Genomic DNA, 22,360 nt, shown 5'->3' on the forward strand with positions numbered 1-22,360 from the left:
CCAAAACTCCTGCTGTAGAAGGCAGTGAACCACGGAGAACCAATATGATCAACAGTCTGATTGGGGTTTGACCCTAGAGCATACTCTCCCGGAATTCACCGGGAGAGACAAGGTGCATTATCGGATCGCTTTATAATGATCGCCTAGGCTCAGGCAAAAGTGACATCATTTTCCGACAATTCGGCAAGCGTAACATTTTCGATAATGATTCCGTTTGCACTACCATCAATGCTCACAAAAACGCCTTCGGACGTATCGACAGATGCGGCAACAAAGCTGTCAAAGTTTGTGATGGTATCTACGCCTCGGAACAGGAGGACATCTCCGCCATCTACGTTGAAATCGGTTACGCGATCGAGACCTCCGGACTGAACAGATTCATCGTCCCAGATAAATGTATCGGCACCACTGCCACCGGTCAGAATGTCGGAACCTGCCCCGCCCAACAACCGGTCCGAACCCTCACCACCGTTCAGTTCGTCGTCACCATCCCCACCAAGGAGATTGTCGGAACCGCTTGCGCCGTAGATATAGTCATTGCCCCCACGGCCATCATAGGTGTCATTCCCGCTAAACCCTTCCCGAAACGTCTCCGAGCTAGTGATACGGTCATCGCCGTCGCCGCCGAAAATTTGAGCCCCCGTGGTCGCCGAGCGAACATCGAGGTTGAATTTCTCTATCGTGGTGTAAGATGCGGCATCGAAAGTAAAGCCACGGGCAACGTCGTCAAAATTCACCGAGAGCGTGTCGGTTCCTTCACCGCCATCAATACTGCCGAGGTTGCCGTCACTATAAATCGAGAACGTGTCGTCACCGGCGCCGCCAGACATCTGAAACCAGTATCCGGCATAGTAGCTATCCTGCACACCGGCCGAAAAACTGTCATTGCCATCGCCACCAATCATGATGTCGCCATCTGCGTTGTAACTGATGAACGTGTCATTACCCGCGCCACCGATCAAGGTGTCCGTGCCTGGTCCTCCGTAGAGAATGTCATTACCGTCGCCGCCGTTGAGAGTGTCGTCGCCGTCACCACCATTCAGGATATCGTTACCCCGGCCTCCCAGCAGCGTATCATTGCCTTCATCCCCGGAGATATTGTCGTCGCCATTGCCACCGTCGATAATGTCATTGCCGCTGCCGCCGCGGATTTCATCGGCACCGCCTCCACCCCAGATATGATCATGTCCCGCACCGCCGGAAATCTGATCATTCCCAGCTCCAGCCACAATCTTATCGTTGCCGGCACCCGCGTGAATGTTTGCAAAGGCAAAACCTGACGCATCGATGACATCATTGCCTGCACCCGTCTGAAGATTCAGACGTTCGACATCTGTGAAATAGAGGTGATTGTCACTAACCGTTGGATCTCCCCAGTAAGCGTGCCCTTGCGCCGCACTGAACACAACGGCGTCTTGCTGGTTCGACAGATCGGCTACAAGCGTATCAATTCCTTCCCCGCCGCGTGCTGCGCCGCCGACAAAATTGAAGACAAGACGGTCATTGCCGGCCCCTCCTGTAAGTTCATCAAATCCAGATGCTTCTCCGCCGGTGGTTGTCAGAACGTCATCGCCCGCGCCCCCATCAAGAATGTCGCTGCCGCGGCCTCCATCGATAAAATCATTTCCAGTTAGACCCCATATACGGTCATTCTCGTCAGAACCGACGATATTGTCTGAATTGGTTGTGCCGACTATTTTTGCCATAGTACATCTCCTCGCATGGATGAGAACTATAGCTTAGAATTTTGGAAAATTAAGTAAGAATATATTACATATTTATTATATTTCAAATTTTGAATTATATTATTTTGTTATTATTTCTATAAGTATACTTATTCTATAAATATATTAACCTTATTATTCATAAATAATACCAATTTATAATCATATCTATATTATACTTTACTCTATCTATATTATTGTAGACCACTTGTCCCTGCGGAATGAGGCGCAGACTGATGAATTCGCGCCGTGATTAATGCCTCAAAAGTCAGATATTTCAACGATACGCCATGTATCCGACAAAGCCGGTGATCTTCCAGCGAGCGCCATCGCGACGGCAAAAATAAAGCGTTTGCCAGTTGAGACGATCAACTGTTCCGTCCTTCCTGGTTATCGTTCCATCAAATTTTTTCCGCGCGACGGCAACATTGCCCGTAATATCGATCACACTCAGGTTGGTCGCACGGAAGATACCGTCCGCCAGAGATTCAGCATATTCGACCACCGCACTTTCCGCCGCCTGTCGCAGCCATTCATCGCGATAACTTATGAGCGTCGGAAATCCCGCATCCCATTTATCGGGATCGCGATCATTGTGCGCATGAATGCCAAGGAAGCGCAATTCGTCGAAATCATCGGCCACCAGGGACCAGTCTTGCGACACGAAAGCTTCGATATCGCGCCGCACGAGCATTTCCCAAATCTGTTCGCGATCCTTGTCGCCAGCAAACGGATTGACCGCAGCCTTCATTCTATCCTCCTGATTATCCTAATTTTCCACGTGCGGCGACCGGCAGTATGTCAACGACATCTTCACCCAAAACAAGATGAACCTCGTCAAAGAGATTGGAAACGACGCAGACATGGTCGGGAATAACGCGGACCCGCAAGCCAACTTTCATGTCGGCGACGTCGCCGGTCAGTTTGCCGTGCTCCTCACTCAAGCCGATCACACGGGCGTCGGGACGCCCCATTATCTCGCCATAATCGCTCAGTCCCAACGTATCGCTGGATAGCGCCTTGGAACCGGCATCAATGATTGCGCGCTCAGATGTTGGGTGACTGACGACCGTTGAAAGCACCGTCAAGGCGCAATCATCCACTGTCCCCGCTCCCTTCGCGACCTGATAACGGTCGAAATAGATATAAGTACCAGGGCGATACTCGGTGACAACACTGTCACTGGGTTTGCGCCACATATCGGGTGTGCCCCCACTCGAAATTGTCTCACATTGAATACCGTTTGCTTCCAGCAGTTCTCGGGCCGAATAAAGCCATTGTTCAGCCTCGTCCGGCTTGCCCGCTGCGGGATAGGTCATCAGACCGCCGAAACGAAGGCCTGCACTTTGATCGATAATCCGTGCCAGTTCCAACGCTTCGGCTGGCGTCTGCACGCCACAGCGCCCCATGCCGGTGTCGCATTCGACAAGCACTTTCAACGGGTGTTTTTCATCGGTGAAACGTTCCGCCAACCCTGCAAGGGAGGTTGAATTATCAACCGTCACCGACAGCGTGATGCGTTGATGCAGGGCGTGCAGGCGGTCGAGCTTTTCCTGACCCAGAATATTATAGGGCAGGAAAATGTCCGTTAGCCCAGCATCGGCCATGACCTCTGCCTCGCCAAGCTTCTGGCAGGTGATCCCGGTCGCGCCCGCCTCCACCTGCATTCTGGCAAAGAGCGGCAGTTTATGCGTCTTGATGTGCGGGCGCAGTTTAACGCCCACTGAATCCGCATGGGCTTGCGCCTTGGCGATATTCGCTTTCACACGATCAATGTCGATGAGGATAGCGGGTGTATCCACCTCGTGCACGGTTTTCGGTCTGGTCATGTATCAGTCTCCCAGCGGCAAGCGCGGATCGTCTATGGTGAGCGTATTGAGGCTATGCTTGATGCGGCGCAGGCTTTCCAGCACCTTTGGGCCACGCGCTTCTGCTGTCGCCGTGGCGATCATATCGAGAATGGCTAGCAGCGCGAAGCGTGATGATGTCGGCTTGTAGATATTACCATCTTCATTGGCTTGATAAGGGATGAGCACGTCCGCCGCCTTGGCGAGATCGGAACCGGCAGGCGTGATCGCCACCGTCTGCGCTCCATATTGCCGCGCGACCAGCACGGCCTCTACCACCGAACGCGCAAAACCGGAGACTGAGAAAGCGATCACCGTCGTTTCATGTGTAGTGACGGCGGCATACATGCGCTGCAACTGCCCATCCACTTGCGCGCTGACAGGAAGCCCCAAGCGGAACAATCTGTTCTGCATTTCTGTTGCCAGCATGGACGAGATGCCGCCAGACCCCAGACATAGCACAGGGCCACCGGCGGCAAGCCGTTCCGCCACTTTCATCAACACGCTCATATCAAGCCCATCGCTGGCCCGCTGGATAGCGGCAATCGCCGCGTCGGTTACAGCCGTGGCTATACGACTCTCACGAACGTCACGAGCGGGAATTTCCGCCGTCAGATACTGGCCGCCAATGGCCAGCGCCTGCGCCAGAAAGAACTTGAAATCGCGAACCCCATCACAGCCAAGCGCGCGGCAGAAGCGGGTCACTGTGGGTTCGCTGACACCGGCTCTGGTCGCAATTTCCGAGATTGCCGCCTTGGAGGCGTAATCGGGATCAGCCAGCACGAGCGCAGCCAGCCGCCGGGCGGATTTCGATCCGTCCTGCGCCACGACATGCAGCCGCGTGATGATGTCGGCAACCTTGCTCATCGGAAGTTCAAAGCGGGAGACCGCTATCCTTGTCGAAAAGATGTATATGTTCGCTCTTTGCAGTTACAGGCACTTGCTCGCCCGGCGCAAGACGTACGCGCTCGCGAAACACAGCTCGTATGGGCTGTCCTGCGATCCGGCCATAAATATGCGTTTCGGGACCTGTCGGCTCGATCACCTCCACAGTGAGCGTCAGCCCCTTGCCCGTGGGCGCGACCGTGAAGTTTTCCGGCCGAATGCCCGCTTCCGCCTGCCGGACATCTGACGGCCCTGCTGAAACGGCGATTTCCTCACCCTCTCCGGTACGGAATATTCCGCCCGTCACCGTGCCCGGAATGAAGCTCATGGACGGTGAACCGATAAAGCTCGCAACGAACTTGTTGGCCGGGCGATCATAAAGATCCAATGGCGCGCCGATCTGTTGAATTTTGCCCTGATTCATAACCACGATCCTGTCGGCCATTGTCATGGCCTCGATCTGGTCATGGGTGACATAGATCACTGTCGATTTCAGCCGCTGATGCAGGGCCTTGATCTCCGTGCGCATCTGCACGCGCAACTGGGCGTCGAGATTGGAAAGCGGCTCATCGAACAGAAACACCGACGGTTCGCGCACAATGGCGCGCCCCATGGCAACGCGCTGGCGCTGGCCGCCTGAAAGCTGGCGCGGATAGCGGTCAAGATAGGAGTGGAGATTGAGGATAGAAGCCGCCCTGTCCACCTTCGCGGCCGTTTCTTCCGATTTCTCGCCGCGAATACGTGGGCCAAAACCGATATTTTCACGCGCCGTCATATGCGGAAACAGCGCATAGGATTGAAACACCATCGCGATATTGCGCTTTTGCGGTGGTAGCTCATTAGCGCGTTCCCCACCAATCAGAAGGTCACCGCCGGAAATGGGCTCAAGCCCGGCCACCATCCGTAAAAGCGTGGATTTTCCGCAACCGGAAGGGCCGACCAGCACAAGGAATTCCCCGCTTTGAATATCGAGGTCGACACGGTCGAGAACGGTCAATTGCCCGAAAGTCTTGGTGATACCGCGCAGCGAAACCTCTTTCATCGCTCAGTTCCCTCCGAGAATATCATCGAAGAAGCGGAGATTGCCCGCAGTCAGCCCGGCGTCGACAGGAAGGATCGCGCCGGTAATCCCCGATGCGCGGTCAGAGGCCAGAAATGCTACCGTTTCCGCCACTTCACGGGTGTCAACGATACGCCCCAACGGATAAAAGCGCTGCAGGCGGTCCAGCACGCTTGCATCCTGTGCGATACGATGGTCCCATGCAGGCGTTCTTATCGACCCCGGACAGACGACGTTGGCGCGTACGCCCTTCCTTCCAAACTCAACCGCAATACTGCGCGCAAAAGCATTGATTCCGGCTTTGGCTGCCGCATAAGCCGGGTTTCCGAAATGCAGGAGCCCATTGACCGAAGAAATGAAGACGAAAACACCGCTGCCCCGCGCCGCCATCGCCTGCGCCATCACATTGGAAAATCCTGCAACAGCGGTCAGGTTGAGGTCGATCTCAACCTCGATCTTGCCCTGATCCAGCCCATCGAAGGTCTCGGCGCGGGTCCAGCCCGCATTATTGATGACAATATCGGGCAATTCGGATTCCGCTATGATCCGCGTTGCAGCCAGTTCAAGTCCATCGCGATCAAGAAGATCGAAGGCGTAGCGAGCATGAAGAGCGTCGCCCGTCATCGTTTCCAATGCCGCATCGCAACCGATCACGCGGGCGCCGCGTTCAGAGAACAGTTTGACCAGCGCGCTTCCAACACCGCCACCGGCCCCGGTAACCAGCACCGACTTCCCGGCAAATTCGCCTGCTTGCTCCACGCTGTTCCCCTTTTATGTGGCAGCTTTCTGCACCTGTTTATTCCCACCAGCGTAAAAGTCAAAATGTAAGTTTGCAACAAAACTTTTCACTTGAAAGTGCCGATTAAGCCGATAATGTAAGAAAATAACAAAAATAGATCGTCATCGCACCAATGCGGGGCAAAACAAGGGAACGGGAAGATGTCTATCAACAAATGGAAGGCTGGCCTGCTGGCCGGATTGAGTATTCTAGCGCTGTCGTCGGTCGCAAATGCTGGCGAAGTACGCATGACCGTGGCGGAGTACAGCTCCAAGACCGGCCCCTATTTCGAAGAGGTCAAGAAGGCGTTTGAAGCCGCTAATCCCGGCATAACCCTCAATTTCGAAGTAGTGCCGTGGGATGTGCTTCTGCAGAAACTAACAACTGATATTTCGGCCGGCACCAATGCGGATCTTTCGATCATCGGCACGCGCTGGCTAATCGATTTCGTACAGCAGGGCATCGCCGAACCGCTCGACAGCTACATGGACGACGCATTCAAGGGCCGCTTCATCGAAACTTTCCTGTCACCGTCCGTTCTTGAAGGCAAGACCTACGGCCTGCCGATCGCGGCATCTGCCCGCGCCATGTATTACAACAAGGATCTGCTGGCCAAGGCAGGCGTTGAAAATCCGCCCGCAACCTGGGACGAACTGAGAGCCGCCGCCACCAAGATCAAGGCGCTCGGCGGAGAGAATTACGGTTTCGGCCTGCAGGGCAAAGAAATCGAGACCGACGTTTATTACTATTACGGCATGTGGTCCTACGGCACGGAAATCCTGAACAAGGACGGCACGTCAGGCCTCAGTACACCCGGAGCACTGGAAGCCGCTAAGCTTTACAAGTCGCTGATCGACGATGGCCTGACCCAACCTGGCGTCACGTCCTATGCACGTGAGGACGTGCAGAATCTGTTCAAGCAGGGCAAGGTCGGCATGATGATTACCGCACCTTTCCTTTCCAACCAGATCAAGGAAGAAGCGCCAAACCTCAAATATGGCGTTGCGGCTATTCCAGCCGGACCGACAGGCGCGCGTGGCACCTATGGCGTGACCGATTCCGTCATCATGTTCCAGAATTCCAAGAACAAGGAGGAAGCCTGGAAGGTGCTCGACTTCCTGTTCCAGACCGAATGGCGCGCCAAGTTCACGCAGGGCGAAGGCTTCCTTCCGGTCAACAAGGAAGAAGCGAAGATGGATTATTACGTCAATAATGCCGATCTCGCCGCCTTCACCGCGCTGCTGCCGGATGCCCGCTTTGCACCGATCATTCCGGGTTGGGAAGAAATTGCCGACATCACGTCCAATGCCATGCAGAGCATTTATCTCGGCAAGGGCGAACCTGATGCCGTGCTGAAGGACGCCGCCGCCAAGGCGGACGCGATCCTGAAGAAGTAGCACTCCCCGCCTGCCCGGCAGTGCCCTCGCGCCGCCGGGCTTTTTTCCTTTTCGGGATTTTGATTGCCTATGCAAAGCCGCACCCTGCCCTATCTCCTGATCCTGCCGAGCCTGCTTCTGGCTGCGGTGGTGATCTTCTGGCCCGTGGTGCATCTCGTCGAAATTGCCAGCCATGACGTGAACCGCTTCGGGCAGCTACGCGATTTCAACGACGGCGCAAATTTCACTGCGCTTTTCGCAACGCCCGATTTCCTCAATGCACTCTGGCGCACCGCACTTTGGACCGTCGCCGTGGTTGGCGGCGCGTTGATCGTTTCCATTCCAGTCGCCATCATCCTCAACATGGATTTCTATGGCCGCTCGGTAGCGCGCGTCATCGTCATGCTACCCTGGGCGGTTTCGCTCACCATGACTGCCATTGTCTGGCGTTGGGCGCTCAATGGTGAAAGCGGAATGCTCAATTCCGCACTGCGTAATCTCGGCATCATCGACAGCAACATTCAATGGCTGGCGAGCGCAGCTACCGCCTTTCCCATGCAGATACTGGTCGGTATTCTGGTCACCGTGCCGTTCACGACCACCATATTTCTCGGCGGACTGTCATCCATCCCGGAGGATCTCTACGAAGCCTCATCCCTCGAAGGCGCCAGCCTGTGGCAGCAGTTTCGCGAAATCACCTTTCCGCTGCTCAAGCCCTTCGTGAATATCGCCATCGTACTCAATACGATTTATGTCTTCAATTCATTCCCGATCATCTGGGTCATGACACAGGGCGGACCGGCCAACTCCACCGATATTCTGGTGACACATCTCTACAAGCTCGCCTTCCGGCTCGGAAAGCTGGGAGAAGCCTCCGCAGTATCGCTCATCATGCTGGCGATCCTCCTCGTCTTCACGGCAATCTATATCCGCCTCGCAATGCGGGGAGAACGCGCATGACCGGCTCAAAGCTGAAACGCACAATCATTGCCTGGGCCGTTCTGTCGCCGCTTATCGTGCTGACACTGTTTCCCTTTGCGGTGATGTTTCTTACCGCCGTCAAACCGCCACAGGAAGTCCTCTCTCCAACGTGGTGGCCAAGTACCTTCCGCTGGCAGAATTTTTCGGAAATGTGGGTCCAGACCAAATTCGGGCAGGCACTTCTGAACTCGCTTTACGTTTCGGTCATTGCTTCCGTCGGTGCCATCATCGTCTCCATTCCTGCTGCCTATGCCATGTCGCGCTTCCGCTTTGCTGGCCACGATGCATTCCGGCAATTCCTGCTCGTTTCGCAGATGATCTCGCCCATCGTTCTGGTGCTCGGTCTTTTCCGGCTGCTCGCCGCCTATGGGCTGATCGAAAGTGTCTCCGCGGTCGGTGCGGTCTATATGGCTTTCAACATCGCCTTCACCGTGTGGATGCTGCAAAGCTATTTCGACACCATACCGCGTGATCTGGAAGAAGCCTCGTGGATGGAAGGCGCCGGGCGCGGCAAGACACTGATAAAAGTGTTCCTGCCGCTTTGCCTGCCTGCAATCGCCGTGACCGCCATCTTCACCTTCATCAATGCATGGAATGAATTCGTCGTCGCACTGACCATGCTGCGCAGGCAGGAGAGCTACACGCTGCCCATACAGGTTTTCTCGCTGGTGGCCGGACGCTACACCGTCGAATGGCATTATGTCATGGCGGCGACCTTCCTCGCCACGCTGCCGGTCGCCGTCCTTTTCATCTGGCTTCAGCGTTATCTCATCAAGGGACTGGCGCTTGGGGCCGTCAAATAACCGGAGAAATCATGTCCAGAAAACAGGTCTTCGGCGCATCGCATGTGCCACTTTCCCCTGCCGTTCGCGCAGGCGACACAGTCTATATTTCGGGTCAGGTGCCAGTCGGACCAAACGGCCAGATCGTTGAGGGCGGCATTGAAGCGCAGACAAGACAGGCGCTCGAGAACGTCAAGGCCGCACTGGCACTTGCAGGCGCCACAATGGAAGACGTGGTCAAAACAACCATCTGGCTAGAAGACGCGCGGGATTTCGGGCGAATGAACGCCGTTTACGGCAGCTATTTTCCAAAAGAGCCGCCCGCGCGCACCACGGTCGAATCCCGCCTGATGATCGACATCAAGATCGAAGTCGAAGCCATCGCCTACGCACCAAAAAAATAAGCACGTCACCTCCCCGCACAGAGTATCTCCATGCGCATTTTCACTGCATCGCTTGCGACAGAAACCAATACGTTTTCACCGGTTCCAACCGACAGGGCCTCGTTCGAAATGGCCTTCTATGCTGCACCGGGCAAGCATCCGGAAACGCCGACGCTTTGCTCTTCACCTATAGTTGCATTGCGCAAACGCGCGGCGGCGGAAGGATTGATCGTCATCGAAGGCACCGCCACCTGGGCGGAACCCGGCGGGCTGTTGCAGCGGCAGGCTTTCGAGGAATTGCGCGATGAAATTCTCGATCAGCTCAAGGCGGCAATGCCCGTTGATGCAGTCGTTCTCGGCCTGCATGGCGCCATGGTCGCCCAAGGCTATGACGATTGCGAGGGTGATCTTCTGGGGCGCGTGCGCGCCATTGTCGGGCCGGATATTCTGGTTGCCAGCGAATTCGATCCGCATAGCCATCTGACGCCGAAGCGTGTCGAAAACCTCAATATTTTTGCGTCGTTCCTGGAATTTCCTCACACGGATTTTTACGAACGCGGCGAGCATGTGGTTGACCTTGCACTTGATGCCCTGAAAGGTCGTATCAAGCCGGTCATTTCCACTTTCGACTGTCATATGATCAGTGTGTTTCCCACAAGCAAAGAGCCAATGCGCTCCTTCGTCGACTGCATCAAGGCAATGCACGGTAAGGATGGTATCCTGTCCATTTCCGTCATTCATGGCTTCATGGCTGCCGATGTGCCGGAAATGGGAACCCGTATCCTCGTCGTTACCGATAATGATCCGGCCAAGGGTGCAGCACTTGCTGAAAAACTCGGGCGTGAACTGATCGCCATGCGCGAGCAAACGCTGATGACCATGTTCGACACCGATCAGGGCATCGACCGGGCGCTGGCCGCCCATGCGGCCAATCCCGCAAAGCCTGCAGTGATCGCCGATGTGTGGGACAATCCCGGCGGCGGCGTTGCAGGAGATGGAACCTATGTTCTTCGCCGCCTGATCGAACGCGGTATCGACAATATCGGCATTGCCACGATCTGGGATCCCATCGCAGTGACCTTCTGTCATGCGGCGGGCGAAGGTGCTGTGATCGACCTGCGTTTCGGCGGCAAGTCCGGCCCGCTTGGCGGCGAGCCCATCGATGCGCGCGTGACAGTCGTGAAAACCCTTGCCGAAGGCTGGCAGAGTTTTGGCCCAAGCCGCGTGACGCTTGGAGCCTCGGCGGTGATACGAATTGAAGGCACCGAGATCGACATCATTCTCAACACCAACCGGACGCAGACATTCGAGCCGAATATCTTCTCGAATATCGGCATCGACCCGATGAAGAAGGAGATGTTGGTGGTCAAATCCACCAATCATTTTCATGCAGGCTTTGTGCCGATTGCTGCCGAGATCATCTATGTCGCAGCGCCCAGTTCCTATCCGAGCAATCCGCGCACGACCAATTACCGCAAGCTCAGCCGCGCCATCTGGCCTCGCGTCGAGAACCCATGGTGAGTAAATGAAAAAGCGCGGGAACTTCCCGCGCTTTTCTCCTTGATCAACCTGCCAAGTCTAGTGCGCCAGATAGGTTGAAATAATCGGCACGTAAGTAACCAGCGCCAGAAGAATAAACAGCGCCATATACATGCTGAAAGCCTGACGGGTGAAATCTCCAACCCTTACCTTCGCAATATTGCAGACCATCAGCATGACCGTTCCGACAGGCGGTGTCAGCGTGCCAATCGACAGGTTGATAATCACGATGATGCCGAAATGCACCGGATCAATGCCCAGAGCCTTTACCGTCGGCATCAGAAGCGGAACCAGAACGATCATCAGGGCCGTGCCTTCGATCAGCGCGCCAAGGATCAGCAGGATCACGTTGACTGCCAGCAGGAACGCATAAGGATTGCTGGTAAAGGACGAGATCAGCTGCATCAGCGACTGACCTGCCTGTTCAAGCGAGAACACCCATGCAAGCGCCGACGATGCCATGATGACCAGCATGACAGACGCAGTCGATTTTGCTGTTTCGATCAGCGAATCCACCACATGCGAGACGCGCATTTCGCGATAGATCACGAAACCAATGATCAGAACCAGCGTGACAGCAACTGCACCCGCTTCCGTCGGCGTGAAGATGTTCATACGGATGCCGCCGATGATCGCGAACAGCAGCAGGACCGCTGGCCATGCCGAAGCGAGCGTCGAAATAACTTCGGCTCCGCTCATCCGCTTTTCACGGCTTGGCTTGTAGCCGCGCTTTACCGATGTGACATAAGCTGCGATCATCAGGATAATGGCGCCGAGAATACCCGGAATGACACCGGCCATGAACATCTTGCCGATGGAAACATCCGCAATCAGACCGTAGATGATGAGCGCGATACCCGGAGGAATGATCGGCGTAATCAGCGAGCCTGCAGCCGTCACCGCGCAGGAAAACGCCTTGTCATAGCCACGCTTGACCATTTCCGGCACCATCATGCGGGTGAGCATGGCGCTGTCAGCCAAGTTGGAAGCGCTGACGCCGCCCATCAGGGTCGAAACCATGATGTTGGTGAGCGCCATGCCGCCACGCATACGACCGACCAGAATTTCCGCAACCTTGATGAGACGTTCTGCAATACCGGTATGCGACATCACCGTGCCAAGCATGATGAAGAACGGAATGGCAAGCAGCGACGTATTCTGTGCCGGGCTGATGAAACGCTGCACGGCAATCGCTATCGGCATCTGGTTGAAAAACGTAAAATAGGTGAAGACCGCGATCAGAATGGCCACATAAAGGCGCATATTGAGCGCGATCAGCGCTAACATGATGAGAACGATGGTGGTCAGGTTCATGCCTTGCCTCCCGCAAAAGCGGCACGCAAGGATTTGAATGCGCCTGCAAACATATAAAGAGCGATAATGACGAAGCCGACGGGCACGGCGATATCGATCCAGTAATAGGAGACCCGCAACACGTCAGTCACTTTGAACTGAGCGGCAACCGAAAGCTTGTAACCGGCATAGGATACGTAAAGCAGGAACAGTCCCGACAGGATGGCGACGATGGCGTTGACGACATCGCGCACCTTTTCCGAAAACATATCCACGAGCATCGGAATGGCAAGATGCTGGTTGCTGCGTTCCGCAGCGACACTGCCGAGCATCACGATCCAGATCATCAACAGACCGGCCATTTCCTCGGTCCATTGCAATGGCTGATGCATCCAATAGCGCATGACGACGGCGATGTTGAACATCGCAAGCAGGATGAACAGTGGCACTGCAGCCAGCCATTCGATCAGTTTTTCAAACAGTTTCATCGGATTGAATTCCATGAGCGAACCATGCCGCAGCAACGCCGCGACATGGTGATATCCGAATAAGGATGGATCAGTTCAGTTCGGCTTTGATCTTGTCGTAAAGACCAGGCGACCATTCCGGGAACTGGGTGTAGACCTTTTCAGCGAGCGCCTTGAAAGGAGCGCGGTCGACTTCGATGATCTCGACACCGGCTTCCTTCATTTTCTCGATCATTTCATTGTCTTTTTCGATCGTCAGCTTCTGGCTGTAGAGGCCCGCATCATAGGCAGACTCATGGATCATCTTGAGCTGATCTTCCGGCAGCGTGGAGAAGAAGGCTTCGCCGCCGACGATGAGCGCCACGTTGGTCAGATAGCCAACCTTGCTCAGATATTTGGCTTCTTCCTGGAACTTCTGGCCGTAAAGAACCGAAATCGGGTTCTCAACGCCATCGATCACGCCCTGCGCCAATGCCGGGAAGGTTTCGCCCAGCGGCATCGGGGTTGGGGTCGCGCCCATGGCCTCGAAGGTCTTGATCTGCATGACATTGTTCGGCACGCGGATCTTCATTCCCTTCAGGTCTTCAGGTGTACGGATCGGCTTCTTGGAAATGATCTGACGAATGCCGTAGAGATAGTTCGGCATTACGATGTGAATGCCCTTCTTCTTCAGCTCTTCGCTTTTTTCCTTGAACCAGGGGCCGTCATAAACCTTGAACAGCTGCGCCGGATCATCGGTCAGGAACGGACCATAAAGCACGCCGAGGTCCGGATCATATTCAGCCAGAAAGCCAACGTCGGAAATGGTCACGACGTTAAGGCCCATCATGGCCTGCTCGGTCACGTCCTTCTTCGAGCCAAGCTGCGAGCTTGGGTAGAGTTCGAGCGTGATTTCACCGTTGCTGCGCTTGGCAAGATCATCTTTCCAGTAATGCATTACTTCATCGAAAGGCTCGCCGGGGTTGTTTTCATAGGCAACCTTGATCGACACATTGGCAGCATATGCAGCCATGCTTCCTGCCAGCAACATGCTGGCGGCGATCATGCCGGTAACGAGTTTCTTCATCTTTGTCCTCCCGTATGGGGTCATTAAACAATTGGCCTTGAGGCCGGTTTCCTCCACTAGCGTCCGATGCCATCCTTCCTGGCACCGAACATTTGCTTCGATTTCAGTCATGCTCGATGATGATCTTCAAAACGTTGCGATCGCCGTCCCAATAGGGAAGCGCCGCTTCAGCTTCATCGAACGGAAATACCTTCGAGATCAGCTTGTCGGCATCCGCGCCAAGCTTTTCCAGATGCGCGATAACGGCTTCGAAATCCGCGAGTGTCGCATTGCGCGATCCCATGATGTCGAGTTCCTTCAGGTTGAAGAACTGCGTCTGATAGGTGACGGGGGCCTTGGAATAGCCGACATAAACCACCCGGCCCGCAAAGCCTGCCACATCGACAGCCTGCGTGAAGGTGATCGGCAGACCGACCGCTTCAAAAGCAACGTCCACACCGTCGTCATTGGTCAGTTCCTGAACCCTCGCGACGACATCCTCACCGCCCGGCAGAGCGTGCGTTGCTCCGAATTGCAGCGCCAGTTCGCGCTTTTCAGCGCTTGGGTCAATGGCGATAACCTTCGCACCGCGCGCAAGCGCGCCGATGAGAACGCCCATGCCAATCATGCCGCAACCGAGAACAGCAACCGTATCGCCTGCCTGAACGCGTCCGCGCTCGACAGCGTGGAAGCCAACCGAAAGCGGCTCGACCAGCGCCAGATGACGAGGTGCCAGCGTATCGTTCAGGATCAGCTTTTCGGCAGGCAGCACTATCTGGTCAGCCAGGCCGCCATTCTGCTGAACGCCAAGCGTTTTGTTATAACGGCACGCATTAAGCCGACCTTTGCGACAGGACGAACACTCGCCGCAATTCGTATAGGGCAGCACGATAACCCGCTTGCCCTTGGCGTAGGCGGCATCGACGCCCTCGCCTGCTTCGATAATCTCACCGCCGATTTCGTGCCCCGGAATACGCGGTAGCTGGACCAGTGGATTAAGCCCCTTGAAGGTGTTCAGATCGCTGCCGCACAGACCCACATGCCGAACCCGCACACGGACTTGACCGGCCAGCAATGGCGTTTCGTCGATTTCTGCAAAACGTGTGACGTTTTCGCTCTCGATACGCAGAGCTTTGACCATCGAATTATTCCTGTCAGTCGTCATTAGAGAAAGGGGATCAGGTTACGGCGCCGACCTGCCAAGGCACGAATTCGTTGTCGCCATAGTCGTAGACTTCGCTCAACGTCTTCTCGCCGGATGCGACCGCGATGATATGTTCGAAAATGCGGGTGCCGGACTGCTCAATGGTCTCATCGCCAGTGACGATACCACCACAATTGATGTCCATGTCTTCCTTCATGTGCTCGTACATTTCGGAATTCGTGGCGATCTTGATGCAAGGCGAAGGCTTGAAGCCGGAAACCGAGCCGCGTCCGGTCGTGAAACAAATCACGTTGCAGCCGCCAGCCACCTGTCCGGTTACTGCGACGGGATCGTAACCCGGCGTGTCCATGAACACGAATCCGGGTTCAGTCACAGTTTCAGCGAATTCATAGACGGCCTTGAGCGGCATAGAGCCACCCTTGGCAACGGCGCCGAGCGACTTTTCCAGAATGGTGGTTAGCCCGCCGAGCTTGTTACCATGCGATGGATTGTTGTTCAGCTCGTCGCCATTACGCGCCGTGTAATCACGCCACCAGTCGATGCGCTGCAACAGCTTTTCGGCGACCGCAGGCGTTACTGCACGACGGGTCAAAAGATGCTCAGCGCCGTAGATTTCCGGTGTTTCCGACAGAACGGTCGTACCGCCATTGCGTACGATAAGGTCTGAGGCATAGCCGAGCGCCGGATTGGCCGAAATGCCGGAATAGCCATCCGACCCGCCGCATTCCAGCGCCACTTTCAACTTCGACAGAGGCTGTTTAGTGCGTACCGCCGAATTGACCAGCGGCAGCATTTCCTTGATCTCGGCAATCGCATGATCGATGGTTTTGCGCGTGCCGCCATGCTGCTGGATCGTCATGGTGCGCAGGCGTGAGCCTTCCTCCATGCGATAATGTTCGAGGATCGGCGCAATCTGGTTGGTTTCGCAGCCAAGCCCGATCAGCAATATGCCGCCGAAATTCGGATGCTTGGCATAGCCCTGAATAGTGCGTGTCAAAAGACGATAGCCTTCCGACTTGGTATTGAGCGCGCAACCGCTGCCATGCGTCAGCGCCACGACACCATCGACATTGTCGAAACCGTCGAGACCGCCCATGCGGTTGAAATAATCCGCGATGTAACGCGACACCGTAGCCGAGCAATTGACCGACGAAATCACGCCGATGAAATTGCGCGTGCCGACACCGCCAGCACCCCGGTCATAGCCCATGAAATGACGACGCTCCGCCTCGGGCAGCATACCGTGTTCATCGATATCGATGGAGAACTGATGCTCGTGTTCGGAGGGCAGCATGGCGAGGTTCTGCAAATGCACATGCTCGCCCCGAGCAATATCCTTCGTCGCAACGCCGATCACCTGACCGTATTTCAGGACTTCCTTGCCTTCCGGAATATCGCGAATAGCAACCTTGTGCCCGCGTCCGATCAGCTCGCTGGCATTGATCCCGTTAAGGCCGATCGGATCACCGGCGCGAACCGAAATGCGCGCAACCGCAACATCATCCGACGGATGCAGCAGAATAACCGGCGCAACGGCTGTATCAACGGATTCATTCATGTGTCTGACCTCACTCCCAAATCGTCCCGGCTAATCACTCGCTGGGTTCGTTATCCATCCAACGCTGCTTGGATCGATCCAGATGCGTTCGCATGGCTGCCTGCGCCTGAAGCGGATCCCTCGCTTCCAGCGCCGCATAAATGGCTTCGTGCTCGGCCAGAGCCAGAGCCCATGTATCGTTATCCTCGAAGCGCGTCCTGATATGCGACGTCAGCGGACTATGCCGCTCGTCAAAAAGGTCGCGCACGATGCGCACCAGCACGGAATTTCCCGATTGCTCGGCAATGAGCAGATGAAACTGCCTGTCGAGCTCAATGGCCTTGCGCCCGGCATCGACATTGATCTTCATTGCATCAATCGTTGCGCGCAGTTCAGCCAGCGTTTCAGGCGTCATGCGCGCACAGGCCGTGACGACCACGCTGCCTTCGACCATTTCGCGCGCCTGCATGATTTCAAGTGGGCTCTCGCCAATGGAAGCGCCATGGGACAGCGAGCGCTTTTCTGACTCTGCCGTGACGTAGATGCCGGAACCCATGCGGATTTCGACATTACCGGCGATTTCGAGCGCAATCAGCGCCTCGCGTAGCGAAGGCCGCGACACGCCAAGTTGCTGCGCCAGCTCGCGTTCAGCCGGCAGCCTGCTACCGGCAGGAAACTGGCCTTCCTGGATAAGGCTTCTCACCCGGTCTGCAATCTGCTGATAAAGCCTGCGGGGTTCCGCGGTTGCCGTAAAGTCGCTCATTGTGCTCCCAAATTCGCCTCTCCTCGAATTGGCCTTACCATATTTCCAACCGGAAAGAAGCGCAATATGCTTAAAAGCCCGAAGAATTGCGGCAAAATGCACATTTCCACATCTGAAACCGAACCAGTCTCTCGATAAAGATTCCTACTGGCTTGACCAATTTACCGTGCATCGCTTAGTTAAAACCAACGATTTATGGGAGAAGGTCATGCGCGAGAAGCCAGCGATCCTGCAGTTCGGCACCAGCCGTTTTCTGTTGGCTCATGCCGATTTCTTTGTTTCGGAGGCACTTTCGAAGGGGAAAGCCATCGGGACAATTGCCGTCGTGCAGACGACTTCAAATCCGCAGAGTAGCCAGCGCATCGCGGCTTTGAACGAGAGCGGCAGCTATCCAGTAATGATCCGTGGGCTTATCGACGGCAAGCCGTCCGAGACCGAACATCAGGCCAAAGGCGTTACCGTTGCCTATTCCGCACATCACGACTGGGCAGCGATTCTCGACCTTGGCGCCAGCGTCGATGTGATCCTCTCCAATACCGGCGACAAGGGCTATGAACTCGACAGAAGCGATGACAGCTCACTTATTGCCAATCCGGATGCATTGCCGAAGAGTTTTCCGGCCAAGCTTCTGATGCTTTTGCATCATCGCTGGCAGCACAATCCCGATGCGCCATTGTCGCTCTTTCCCTGCGAGCTGATCTCGCGCAATGGCGACAAGCTGCGCTCGATCCTCAGTGATCTGGCCCATGACTGGAAACTGTCGGACGGTTTCGTGCAATGGCTCCAAACCCGGTGCGTGTTCGCCAACAGCCTTGTCGACCGCATCGTTTCCGAACCCATCGAGCCAATCGGCGCCGTTGCCGAGCCCTACGCGCTCTGGGCAATCGAAAAGGCCGATGGCCTGACGCTCCCTTGCGAACACGACGATATCGTCGTCACCGACGATCTTGCACGCTATGAGCATCTGAAGCTCTACTTGCTGAACCTTGGCCATACGTTCATCGCGGAACAATGGCTTAAGGGCAGCCGCCCGAAAGACGAGATCGTGCTGGAAGCCATGCAGGACGAGACGATCCGGAATGAACTGGAAGCGGTCTGGCGTGAGGAAGTCCTGCCGGTATTTACTGCGGACGGCCTTGGCGAACAGGCCGAAGCTTATGTAGCTTCCGTGCGGGAACGGTTTCTCAATCCCTTCCTCAAGCACCGCATCGCAGACATTGCTTCCAATCACGAGGAAAAGAAGCGCCGCCGCTTCGCGCCGGTCATTGCCCGTGCGACGGAACTCGGCCTCAATCTCGAGCAGCGCCGCCTGAAAGCGGCTGTCGGTTAGAGCGCCGTGCGTCCCTTCGGACGCACAAAGGATGCTCTAACCGAATGAATCTACGCATCGTGCTTTCCGAAAATCGAATCCGATTTTCGGGCCGATGCTGTAATCCAGTCGTTGAGCTCGATTTCGGCGCGTTCCAGCGCGCTGTAGTTCAGCAGTTTGCGCAAAAGCGCAACCGTCACGGCACGAGCCCGGAGGTTGAAGCGCCCTTCCTCCGGCTCACCCTTTTCCTGATAAACGCCAAGTTTTTCATAGAGTTGCTGCAATCTGTTCTGGACGCTTCTCAGCGACAGATTGCGGCGACGGGCAATGACACGATCCGTAAGCCCCAGTGCGATATCGACCAGAATTTCATATTCGCTTTCGCTGAAACCGCTGGCATGTCCAAGGCTCTTTTGCTGCAGACCACGCACCTCGCGGTCGATGACACATTGTGCTTCGACAAAGATGCTGCGCAATGCCAGCCGCAGCTTGTCGTCGGACGCCGATTTCAACACGTAGCCATAAGCAGCACCTTCCGGCACGATGCGCGACACACCGCGCACATAGGCTTCATCGGCATAGTTCGACCAGAACAGGATGCGGGTTTCTGGATTTTCCTTCCAGATGGTGCGCGCGGCCTCAATGCCATTGCGCCCGCTCATCTGCAGGTCCATGACGATATGGGCTGCGCGATGCTGACGGGCCAGCTTCTCACCTGCTGAGCCGTTGTCGGCTTCCAGAACATCGCTGCACTCAGGCAATGCTGCGCGCACCGCCTCGCCAAGATAAGCGCGGTGCAATGGATCATCTTCCACGATCAGAACATGCATTTTACTCTCCGGCCTCCCGGCACATCTCTGCAGGCAGATGGATCGTCACGCTGGTGCCGCCACCTTCCGCGTTCTTCCTGATAGCGAAACTTGCAGAAATCAACCGCGCGCGCGTGCGCATATTGTCGATTCCATGCCCGCCACCAAGCCCGCCACCCGGCCTTTGCATCTGGCGATCCATCCCGATGCCATCGTCCGCGACTTCAACGTGCAGGCGACCGCCCTTGTCGCGGAACATTACGCGCAACCGGCTGGCATGGGCGTGACGGATCGTATTGTTGATCGCTTCCTGCACGATGCGGAACAGCGAAGTCGCAACCGTTTCCTCCAGCCGGTCAGCCATGCCCTCACTGTGATCATCCAGCGTCCATTCGATGGATGAGCCGCTATCACGCACCGAGCGATCAAGGTGATTTTCCGTCGCTTGCACAAAACCGAACAACTGAAGGATCGAAGGCTTGGCTTCTTCAATGATTTGCCTGAGATCGTGCATGCAATGCTGGAGCCCGCGAAACAACAGCTCAAGCTGTTCGCCTGAAGGGTCCGGGGCGTGGGTCAGCCGTTCCACATGGCGCGCAAGACGTGTCAGGTCGGCCAGCGTCTGGTCGTGCAAATCCATACCGATGCGATGGCGCTCGGTCTCCAGGGCTTCAGTCAGTTTCAGCGCACCAAATCGCAAGCCTTCCTCGCGGGCTCGTGCTTCCGTTTCCACAATAGCAGAGCGTTTGGCCTGCTCCGCAGCTCGGATTGCAAAGAAGTATGGTGCAAGCAGATCAGCGATTGATTGAGCGTTTTCCACATCCCTCAGCTGGTAGCAGGCGGGCATGAGACTGGAACAGCTCAACGCGCCTATGATATCGCCCTGCGCCTTCAAAGGCACATGCAGGCGCCCTTTCAGGTCATGCTCGATAATCGGACTGGAAAACGAACCTTCGAAATGAAAACGCGGATCCGCGCGTGCGTCATCGGTCAGAAGGTAACCAGCCTCGCCCGACAACAGAGTACGGATAGGACTGCCGGACAGAAGCGCTGGCGGATTGCGGCTCCAGGCCGTCGAAATGCCGCTCTCATAGGCGATGTGGAACTTGCCATCCAGCATCTTGATGCAGACGTCCAGATGGTCATACGGCACGATATGCGTGATCTCCGCCGCCACCGCCTGAATGATGGAATCGAAGTCAAGCTGTCCCGCCAGCAATCTGGAAATATTCAGATAGTGGTCGAGCAACCTTTGGGGCGCGAGTTCGGCCAAGCGTTTCTCCTCCAGAACGCAAATTGCTCATGAAGCTCTATAATACGCCGTGACATGCTTGGCGCGTCTTGCGGGTTCCCGCAATTTTGCTGCGGAAACCCGCAAGACAGTTGCTTCATTCGGCCTTCACAGAAGGCTTCTCTTCTTTCATCCTCGCTTCACCAGAAAATTGCCCGCAAGACAAGAGCGTAAAATCGCGTCAGGCGCAGACTGGTGCCGTTGAGGAGCGGCGGTGCGGGAGGCTCGCATCACAATCAATTCAGACGATCCGAAGTGCCGGGGCGCTGCGGGTCGTATATTGGCAACCGGGAGGAATGAATGAAACTCGCAAAAATCCTATTCGCATCCGCAGCACTGGCAGGCGTTCTCGCCGCTGGCAGCGCATTGGCCGACACATCGTCAAAGAAGATTGCATTCTCCAACAATTATGCTGGCAACTCATGGCGCCAGGCCATGCTGGAGAGCTGGGACAAGATCACCAAGGAAGCCGTAAAGGCCGGTGTGGTCGCTGCGGCTGATCCGTTCACGACGGCTGAAAATCAGGCCACAGAACAGGCCGCACAGATTCAGAACATGATCCTGCAGGGCTATGACGCTATCGTCATCAATGCCGCTTCGCCAACCGCTTTGAACGGCGCAATCAAGGAAGCCTGCGACGCGGGCATCACGGTCGTTTCCTTTGACGGCACAGTCACGGAGCCTTGCGCATGGCGCATCGCGGTCGATTTCAAGGCAATGGGCGAAGGCCAGATCGACTATCTGGCAAAGCGCTTCCCCGATGGCGGCAACCTGCTTGAAATTCGCGGCCTTGCCGGTGTTTCGGTCGACGACAATATTCATGCCGGTATCGAAGAAGGCGTGAAGAAGCATCCGAAGTTCAAGGTCGTCGGCTCCGTCAATGGCGACTGGGCCGCAGATGTCGCGCAGCGCGCCGTCGCCGGTATCCTGCCCAGCCTGCCAAAGATCGACGCTGTCGTGACGCAAGGCGGCGACGGCTATGGCGCCGCGCAGGCCTTCGCCGCCGCCAAGCGCGAAACGCCGATCATCATTATGGGCAACCGTGAAGACGAACTGCAGTGGTGGAAGCAGCAGAAAGACGCCAACGGCTATGAAACCATGTCGGTTTCGATCGCACCTGGCGTCTCCACGCTTGCTTTCTGGGTTGCCCAGCAGATTCTCGACGGCAAGGACGTGAAGAAGGACCTCGTGGTTCCGTTCCTCAGCGTCAGTCAGGAATCGCTCGACAAGGACCTCGCCAACACCCAGAAGGGTGGTGTCGCCAATGTCGAATATTCGCTGGAAGACGCGCAGAAAGTCATCGACGCCGCCAAATAAGCAGGGCGT

The 22,360-nt window shown here is 55.9% G+C and carries 21 protein-coding genes; 7 read left to right on the forward strand and 14 right to left on the reverse strand.

Annotated features, from left to right (window positions below; translation table 11 throughout):
• Nucleotides 1-149: 149 nt before the first annotated feature.
• The 6 genes from HWX93_RS23220 to HWX93_RS19065 all read right to left on the reverse strand — a co-directional run bounded on the left by HWX93_RS23220 (nt 150) and on the right by HWX93_RS19065 (nt 6,275).
• Complete coding sequence (locus HWX93_RS23220) at nt 150-1,706, reverse strand: calcium-binding protein (RefSeq protein ID WP_176038342.1); 1,557 nt, start codon at nt 1,704-1,706, stop codon at nt 150-152.
• A 295-nt stretch (nt 1,707-2,001) separates the two neighbouring features.
• A complete protein-coding gene (locus HWX93_RS19045) occupies nt 2,002-2,475 on the reverse strand; it encodes a hypothetical protein (RefSeq protein WP_176038343.1) in 474 nt (157 codons plus the stop codon).
• Between the two features lie 13 nt (nt 2,476-2,488).
• Nucleotides 2,489-3,553, reverse strand: a complete 1,065-nt coding sequence (locus HWX93_RS19050) for a D-TA family PLP-dependent enzyme (RefSeq protein ID WP_176038344.1) — start codon at nt 3,551-3,553, stop codon at nt 2,489-2,491.
• A gap of 3 nt (nt 3,554-3,556) precedes the next feature.
• Nucleotides 3,557-4,438 carry a MurR/RpiR family transcriptional regulator gene (locus HWX93_RS19055; protein WP_176038345.1) on the reverse strand — a complete coding sequence of 294 codons (882 nt, stop codon included), beginning with the start codon at nt 4,436-4,438 and terminating at the stop codon, nt 3,557-3,559.
• A 7-nt stretch (nt 4,439-4,445) separates the two neighbouring features.
• A complete protein-coding gene (locus tag HWX93_RS19060) occupies nt 4,446-5,498 on the reverse strand; it encodes an ABC transporter ATP-binding protein (RefSeq protein WP_176038346.1) in 1,053 nt (350 codons plus the stop codon).
• A 3-nt stretch (nt 5,499-5,501) separates the two neighbouring features.
• Nucleotides 5,502-6,275 carry an SDR family oxidoreductase gene (locus HWX93_RS19065; protein ID WP_176038347.1) on the reverse strand — a complete coding sequence of 258 codons (774 nt, stop codon included), beginning with the start codon at nt 6,273-6,275 and terminating at the stop codon, nt 5,502-5,504.
• Nucleotides 6,276-6,455: 180 nt separating this feature from the next.
• Here HWX93_RS19065 and HWX93_RS19070 point away from each other — a divergent pair, with 180 nt between their 5' ends.
• The 5 genes from HWX93_RS19070 (at nt 6,456) to HWX93_RS19090 (ending at nt 11,337) form a co-directional block, all read left to right on the forward strand.
• A complete protein-coding gene (locus HWX93_RS19070; RefSeq protein ID WP_109986389.1) occupies nt 6,456-7,691 on the forward strand; it encodes an ABC transporter substrate-binding protein in 1,236 nt (411 codons plus the stop codon).
• A gap of 69 nt (nt 7,692-7,760) precedes the next feature.
• Entirely contained in the window at nt 7,761-8,630 is an 870-nt protein-coding gene (locus tag HWX93_RS19075; RefSeq protein WP_012093248.1) for a carbohydrate ABC transporter permease, read from the forward strand.
• A complete protein-coding gene (locus tag HWX93_RS19080) occupies nt 8,627-9,454 on the forward strand; it encodes a carbohydrate ABC transporter permease (protein WP_176038348.1) in 828 nt (275 codons plus the stop codon). The genes HWX93_RS19075 and HWX93_RS19080 overlap by 4 nt, the downstream gene beginning before the upstream one ends.
• Nucleotides 9,455-9,465: 11 nt before the next feature.
• Nucleotides 9,466-9,837: a RidA family protein gene (locus tag HWX93_RS19085; protein ID WP_176038349.1), complete on the forward strand. Its 372-nt coding sequence runs from the start codon at nt 9,466-9,468 to the stop codon at nt 9,835-9,837.
• Between the two features lie 30 nt (nt 9,838-9,867).
• On the forward strand, nt 9,868-11,337 hold the full coding sequence (locus HWX93_RS19090) for a M81 family metallopeptidase (RefSeq protein WP_176038350.1): 1,470 nt from the start codon (nt 9,868-9,870) through the stop codon (nt 11,335-11,337).
• Nucleotides 11,338-11,394: 57 nt separating this feature from the next.
• On the opposite strand, the gene HWX93_RS19095 is transcribed toward HWX93_RS19090, so the two are convergent.
• From HWX93_RS19095 to HWX93_RS19120, 6 genes are all read right to left on the reverse strand, one after another.
• Nucleotides 11,395-12,669: a TRAP transporter large permease gene (locus HWX93_RS19095; protein ID WP_109986384.1), complete on the reverse strand. Its 1,275-nt coding sequence runs from the start codon at nt 12,667-12,669 to the stop codon at nt 11,395-11,397.
• A complete protein-coding gene (locus HWX93_RS19100; protein WP_176038351.1) occupies nt 12,666-13,136 on the reverse strand; it encodes a TRAP transporter small permease in 471 nt (156 codons plus the stop codon). The genes HWX93_RS19095 and HWX93_RS19100 overlap by 4 nt, the downstream gene beginning before the upstream one ends.
• Nucleotides 13,137-13,206: 70 nt before the next feature.
• A complete protein-coding gene (locus HWX93_RS19105; RefSeq protein ID WP_176038352.1) occupies nt 13,207-14,181 on the reverse strand; it encodes a C4-dicarboxylate TRAP transporter substrate-binding protein in 975 nt (324 codons plus the stop codon).
• Nucleotides 14,182-14,284: 103 nt separating this feature from the next.
• A complete protein-coding gene (locus HWX93_RS19110; protein WP_176038353.1) occupies nt 14,285-15,301 on the reverse strand; it encodes a zinc-binding alcohol dehydrogenase family protein in 1,017 nt (338 codons plus the stop codon).
• 37 nt (nt 15,302-15,338) lie between these two features.
• Nucleotides 15,339-16,883 (reverse strand): UxaA family hydrolase, encoded by a 1,545-nt coding sequence (locus HWX93_RS19115; RefSeq protein WP_176038354.1) that lies wholly within the window; start codon nt 16,881-16,883, stop codon nt 15,339-15,341.
• Nucleotides 16,884-16,917: 34 nt separating this feature from the next.
• Entirely contained in the window at nt 16,918-17,625 is a 708-nt protein-coding gene (locus HWX93_RS19120; RefSeq protein WP_109986379.1) for a FadR/GntR family transcriptional regulator, read from the reverse strand.
• A gap of 208 nt (nt 17,626-17,833) precedes the next feature.
• Between HWX93_RS19120 and HWX93_RS19125 the strand changes: the two genes are divergently transcribed.
• On the forward strand, nt 17,834-18,955 hold the full coding sequence (locus HWX93_RS19125; protein WP_176038355.1) for a mannitol dehydrogenase family protein: 1,122 nt from the start codon (nt 17,834-17,836) through the stop codon (nt 18,953-18,955).
• A 50-nt stretch (nt 18,956-19,005) separates the two neighbouring features.
• On the opposite strand, the gene HWX93_RS19130 is transcribed toward HWX93_RS19125, so the two are convergent.
• Together HWX93_RS19130 and HWX93_RS19135 are read right to left on the reverse strand one after the other, a co-directional pair.
• Entirely contained in the window at nt 19,006-19,764 is a 759-nt protein-coding gene (locus tag HWX93_RS19130) for a response regulator transcription factor (protein WP_176038356.1), read from the reverse strand.
• A gap of 1 nt (nt 19,765) precedes the next feature.
• Nucleotides 19,766-21,016 (reverse strand): GAF domain-containing sensor histidine kinase, encoded by a 1,251-nt coding sequence (locus HWX93_RS19135; protein WP_176038357.1) that lies wholly within the window; start codon nt 21,014-21,016, stop codon nt 19,766-19,768.
• 318 nt (nt 21,017-21,334) lie between these two features.
• Here HWX93_RS19135 and HWX93_RS19140 point away from each other — a divergent pair, with 318 nt between their 5' ends.
• Nucleotides 21,335-22,351 (forward strand): ABC transporter substrate-binding protein, encoded by a 1,017-nt coding sequence (locus HWX93_RS19140; protein WP_176038358.1) that lies wholly within the window; start codon nt 21,335-21,337, stop codon nt 22,349-22,351.
• Nucleotides 22,352-22,360: the final 9 nt, after the last annotated feature.

It is taken from the genome of Brucella tritici (genome assembly GCF_902825325.1).
Classification (GTDB): Bacteria; Pseudomonadota; Alphaproteobacteria; order Rhizobiales; family Rhizobiaceae; genus Brucella.

Coding starts and splice junctions, on each gene's coding strand:
- HWX93_RS19120 (WP_109986379.1), bottom strand. CDS start 17,625: ATGAGCGACTTTACGGCAACCGCGGAACCCCGCAGGCTTTATCAGCAG.
- HWX93_RS19115 (WP_176038354.1), bottom strand. CDS start 16,883: ATGAATGAATCCGTTGATACAGCCGTTGCGCCGGTTATTCTGCTGCAT.
- HWX93_RS19070 (WP_109986389.1), top strand. CDS start 6,456: ATGTCTATCAACAAATGGAAGGCTGGCCTGCTGGCCGGATTGAGTATT.
- HWX93_RS19095 (WP_109986384.1), bottom strand. CDS start 12,669: ATGAACCTGACCACCATCGTTCTCATCATGTTAGCGCTGATCGCGCTC.
- HWX93_RS23220 (WP_176038342.1), bottom strand. CDS start 1,706: ATGGCAAAAATAGTCGGCACAACCAATTCAGACAATATCGTCGGTTCT.
- HWX93_RS19055 (WP_176038345.1), bottom strand. CDS start 4,438: ATGAGCAAGGTTGCCGACATCATCACGCGGCTGCATGTCGTGGCGCAG.
- HWX93_RS19130 (WP_176038356.1), bottom strand. CDS start 19,764: ATGCATGTTCTGATCGTGGAAGATGATCCATTGCACCGCGCTTATCTT.
- HWX93_RS19085 (WP_176038349.1), top strand. CDS start 9,466: ATGTCCAGAAAACAGGTCTTCGGCGCATCGCATGTGCCACTTTCCCCT.
- HWX93_RS19045 (WP_176038343.1), bottom strand. CDS start 2,475: ATGAAGGCTGCGGTCAATCCGTTTGCTGGCGACAAGGATCGCGAACAG.
- HWX93_RS19060 (WP_176038346.1), bottom strand. CDS start 5,498: ATGAAAGAGGTTTCGCTGCGCGGTATCACCAAGACTTTCGGGCAATTG.
- HWX93_RS19110 (WP_176038353.1), bottom strand. CDS start 15,301: ATGGTCAAAGCTCTGCGTATCGAGAGCGAAAACGTCACACGTTTTGCA.
- HWX93_RS19100 (WP_176038351.1), bottom strand. CDS start 13,136: ATGAAACTGTTTGAAAAACTGATCGAATGGCTGGCTGCAGTGCCACTG.
- HWX93_RS19080 (WP_176038348.1), top strand. CDS start 8,627: ATGACCGGCTCAAAGCTGAAACGCACAATCATTGCCTGGGCCGTTCTG.
- HWX93_RS19075 (WP_012093248.1), top strand. CDS start 7,761: ATGCAAAGCCGCACCCTGCCCTATCTCCTGATCCTGCCGAGCCTGCTT.
- HWX93_RS19125 (WP_176038355.1), top strand. CDS start 17,834: ATGCGCGAGAAGCCAGCGATCCTGCAGTTCGGCACCAGCCGTTTTCTG.
- HWX93_RS19105 (WP_176038352.1), bottom strand. CDS start 14,181: ATGAAGAAACTCGTTACCGGCATGATCGCCGCCAGCATGTTGCTGGCA.
- HWX93_RS19090 (WP_176038350.1), top strand. CDS start 9,868: ATGCGCATTTTCACTGCATCGCTTGCGACAGAAACCAATACGTTTTCA.
- HWX93_RS19140 (WP_176038358.1), top strand. CDS start 21,335: ATGAAACTCGCAAAAATCCTATTCGCATCCGCAGCACTGGCAGGCGTT.
- HWX93_RS19050 (WP_176038344.1), bottom strand. CDS start 3,553: ATGACCAGACCGAAAACCGTGCACGAGGTGGATACACCCGCTATCCTC.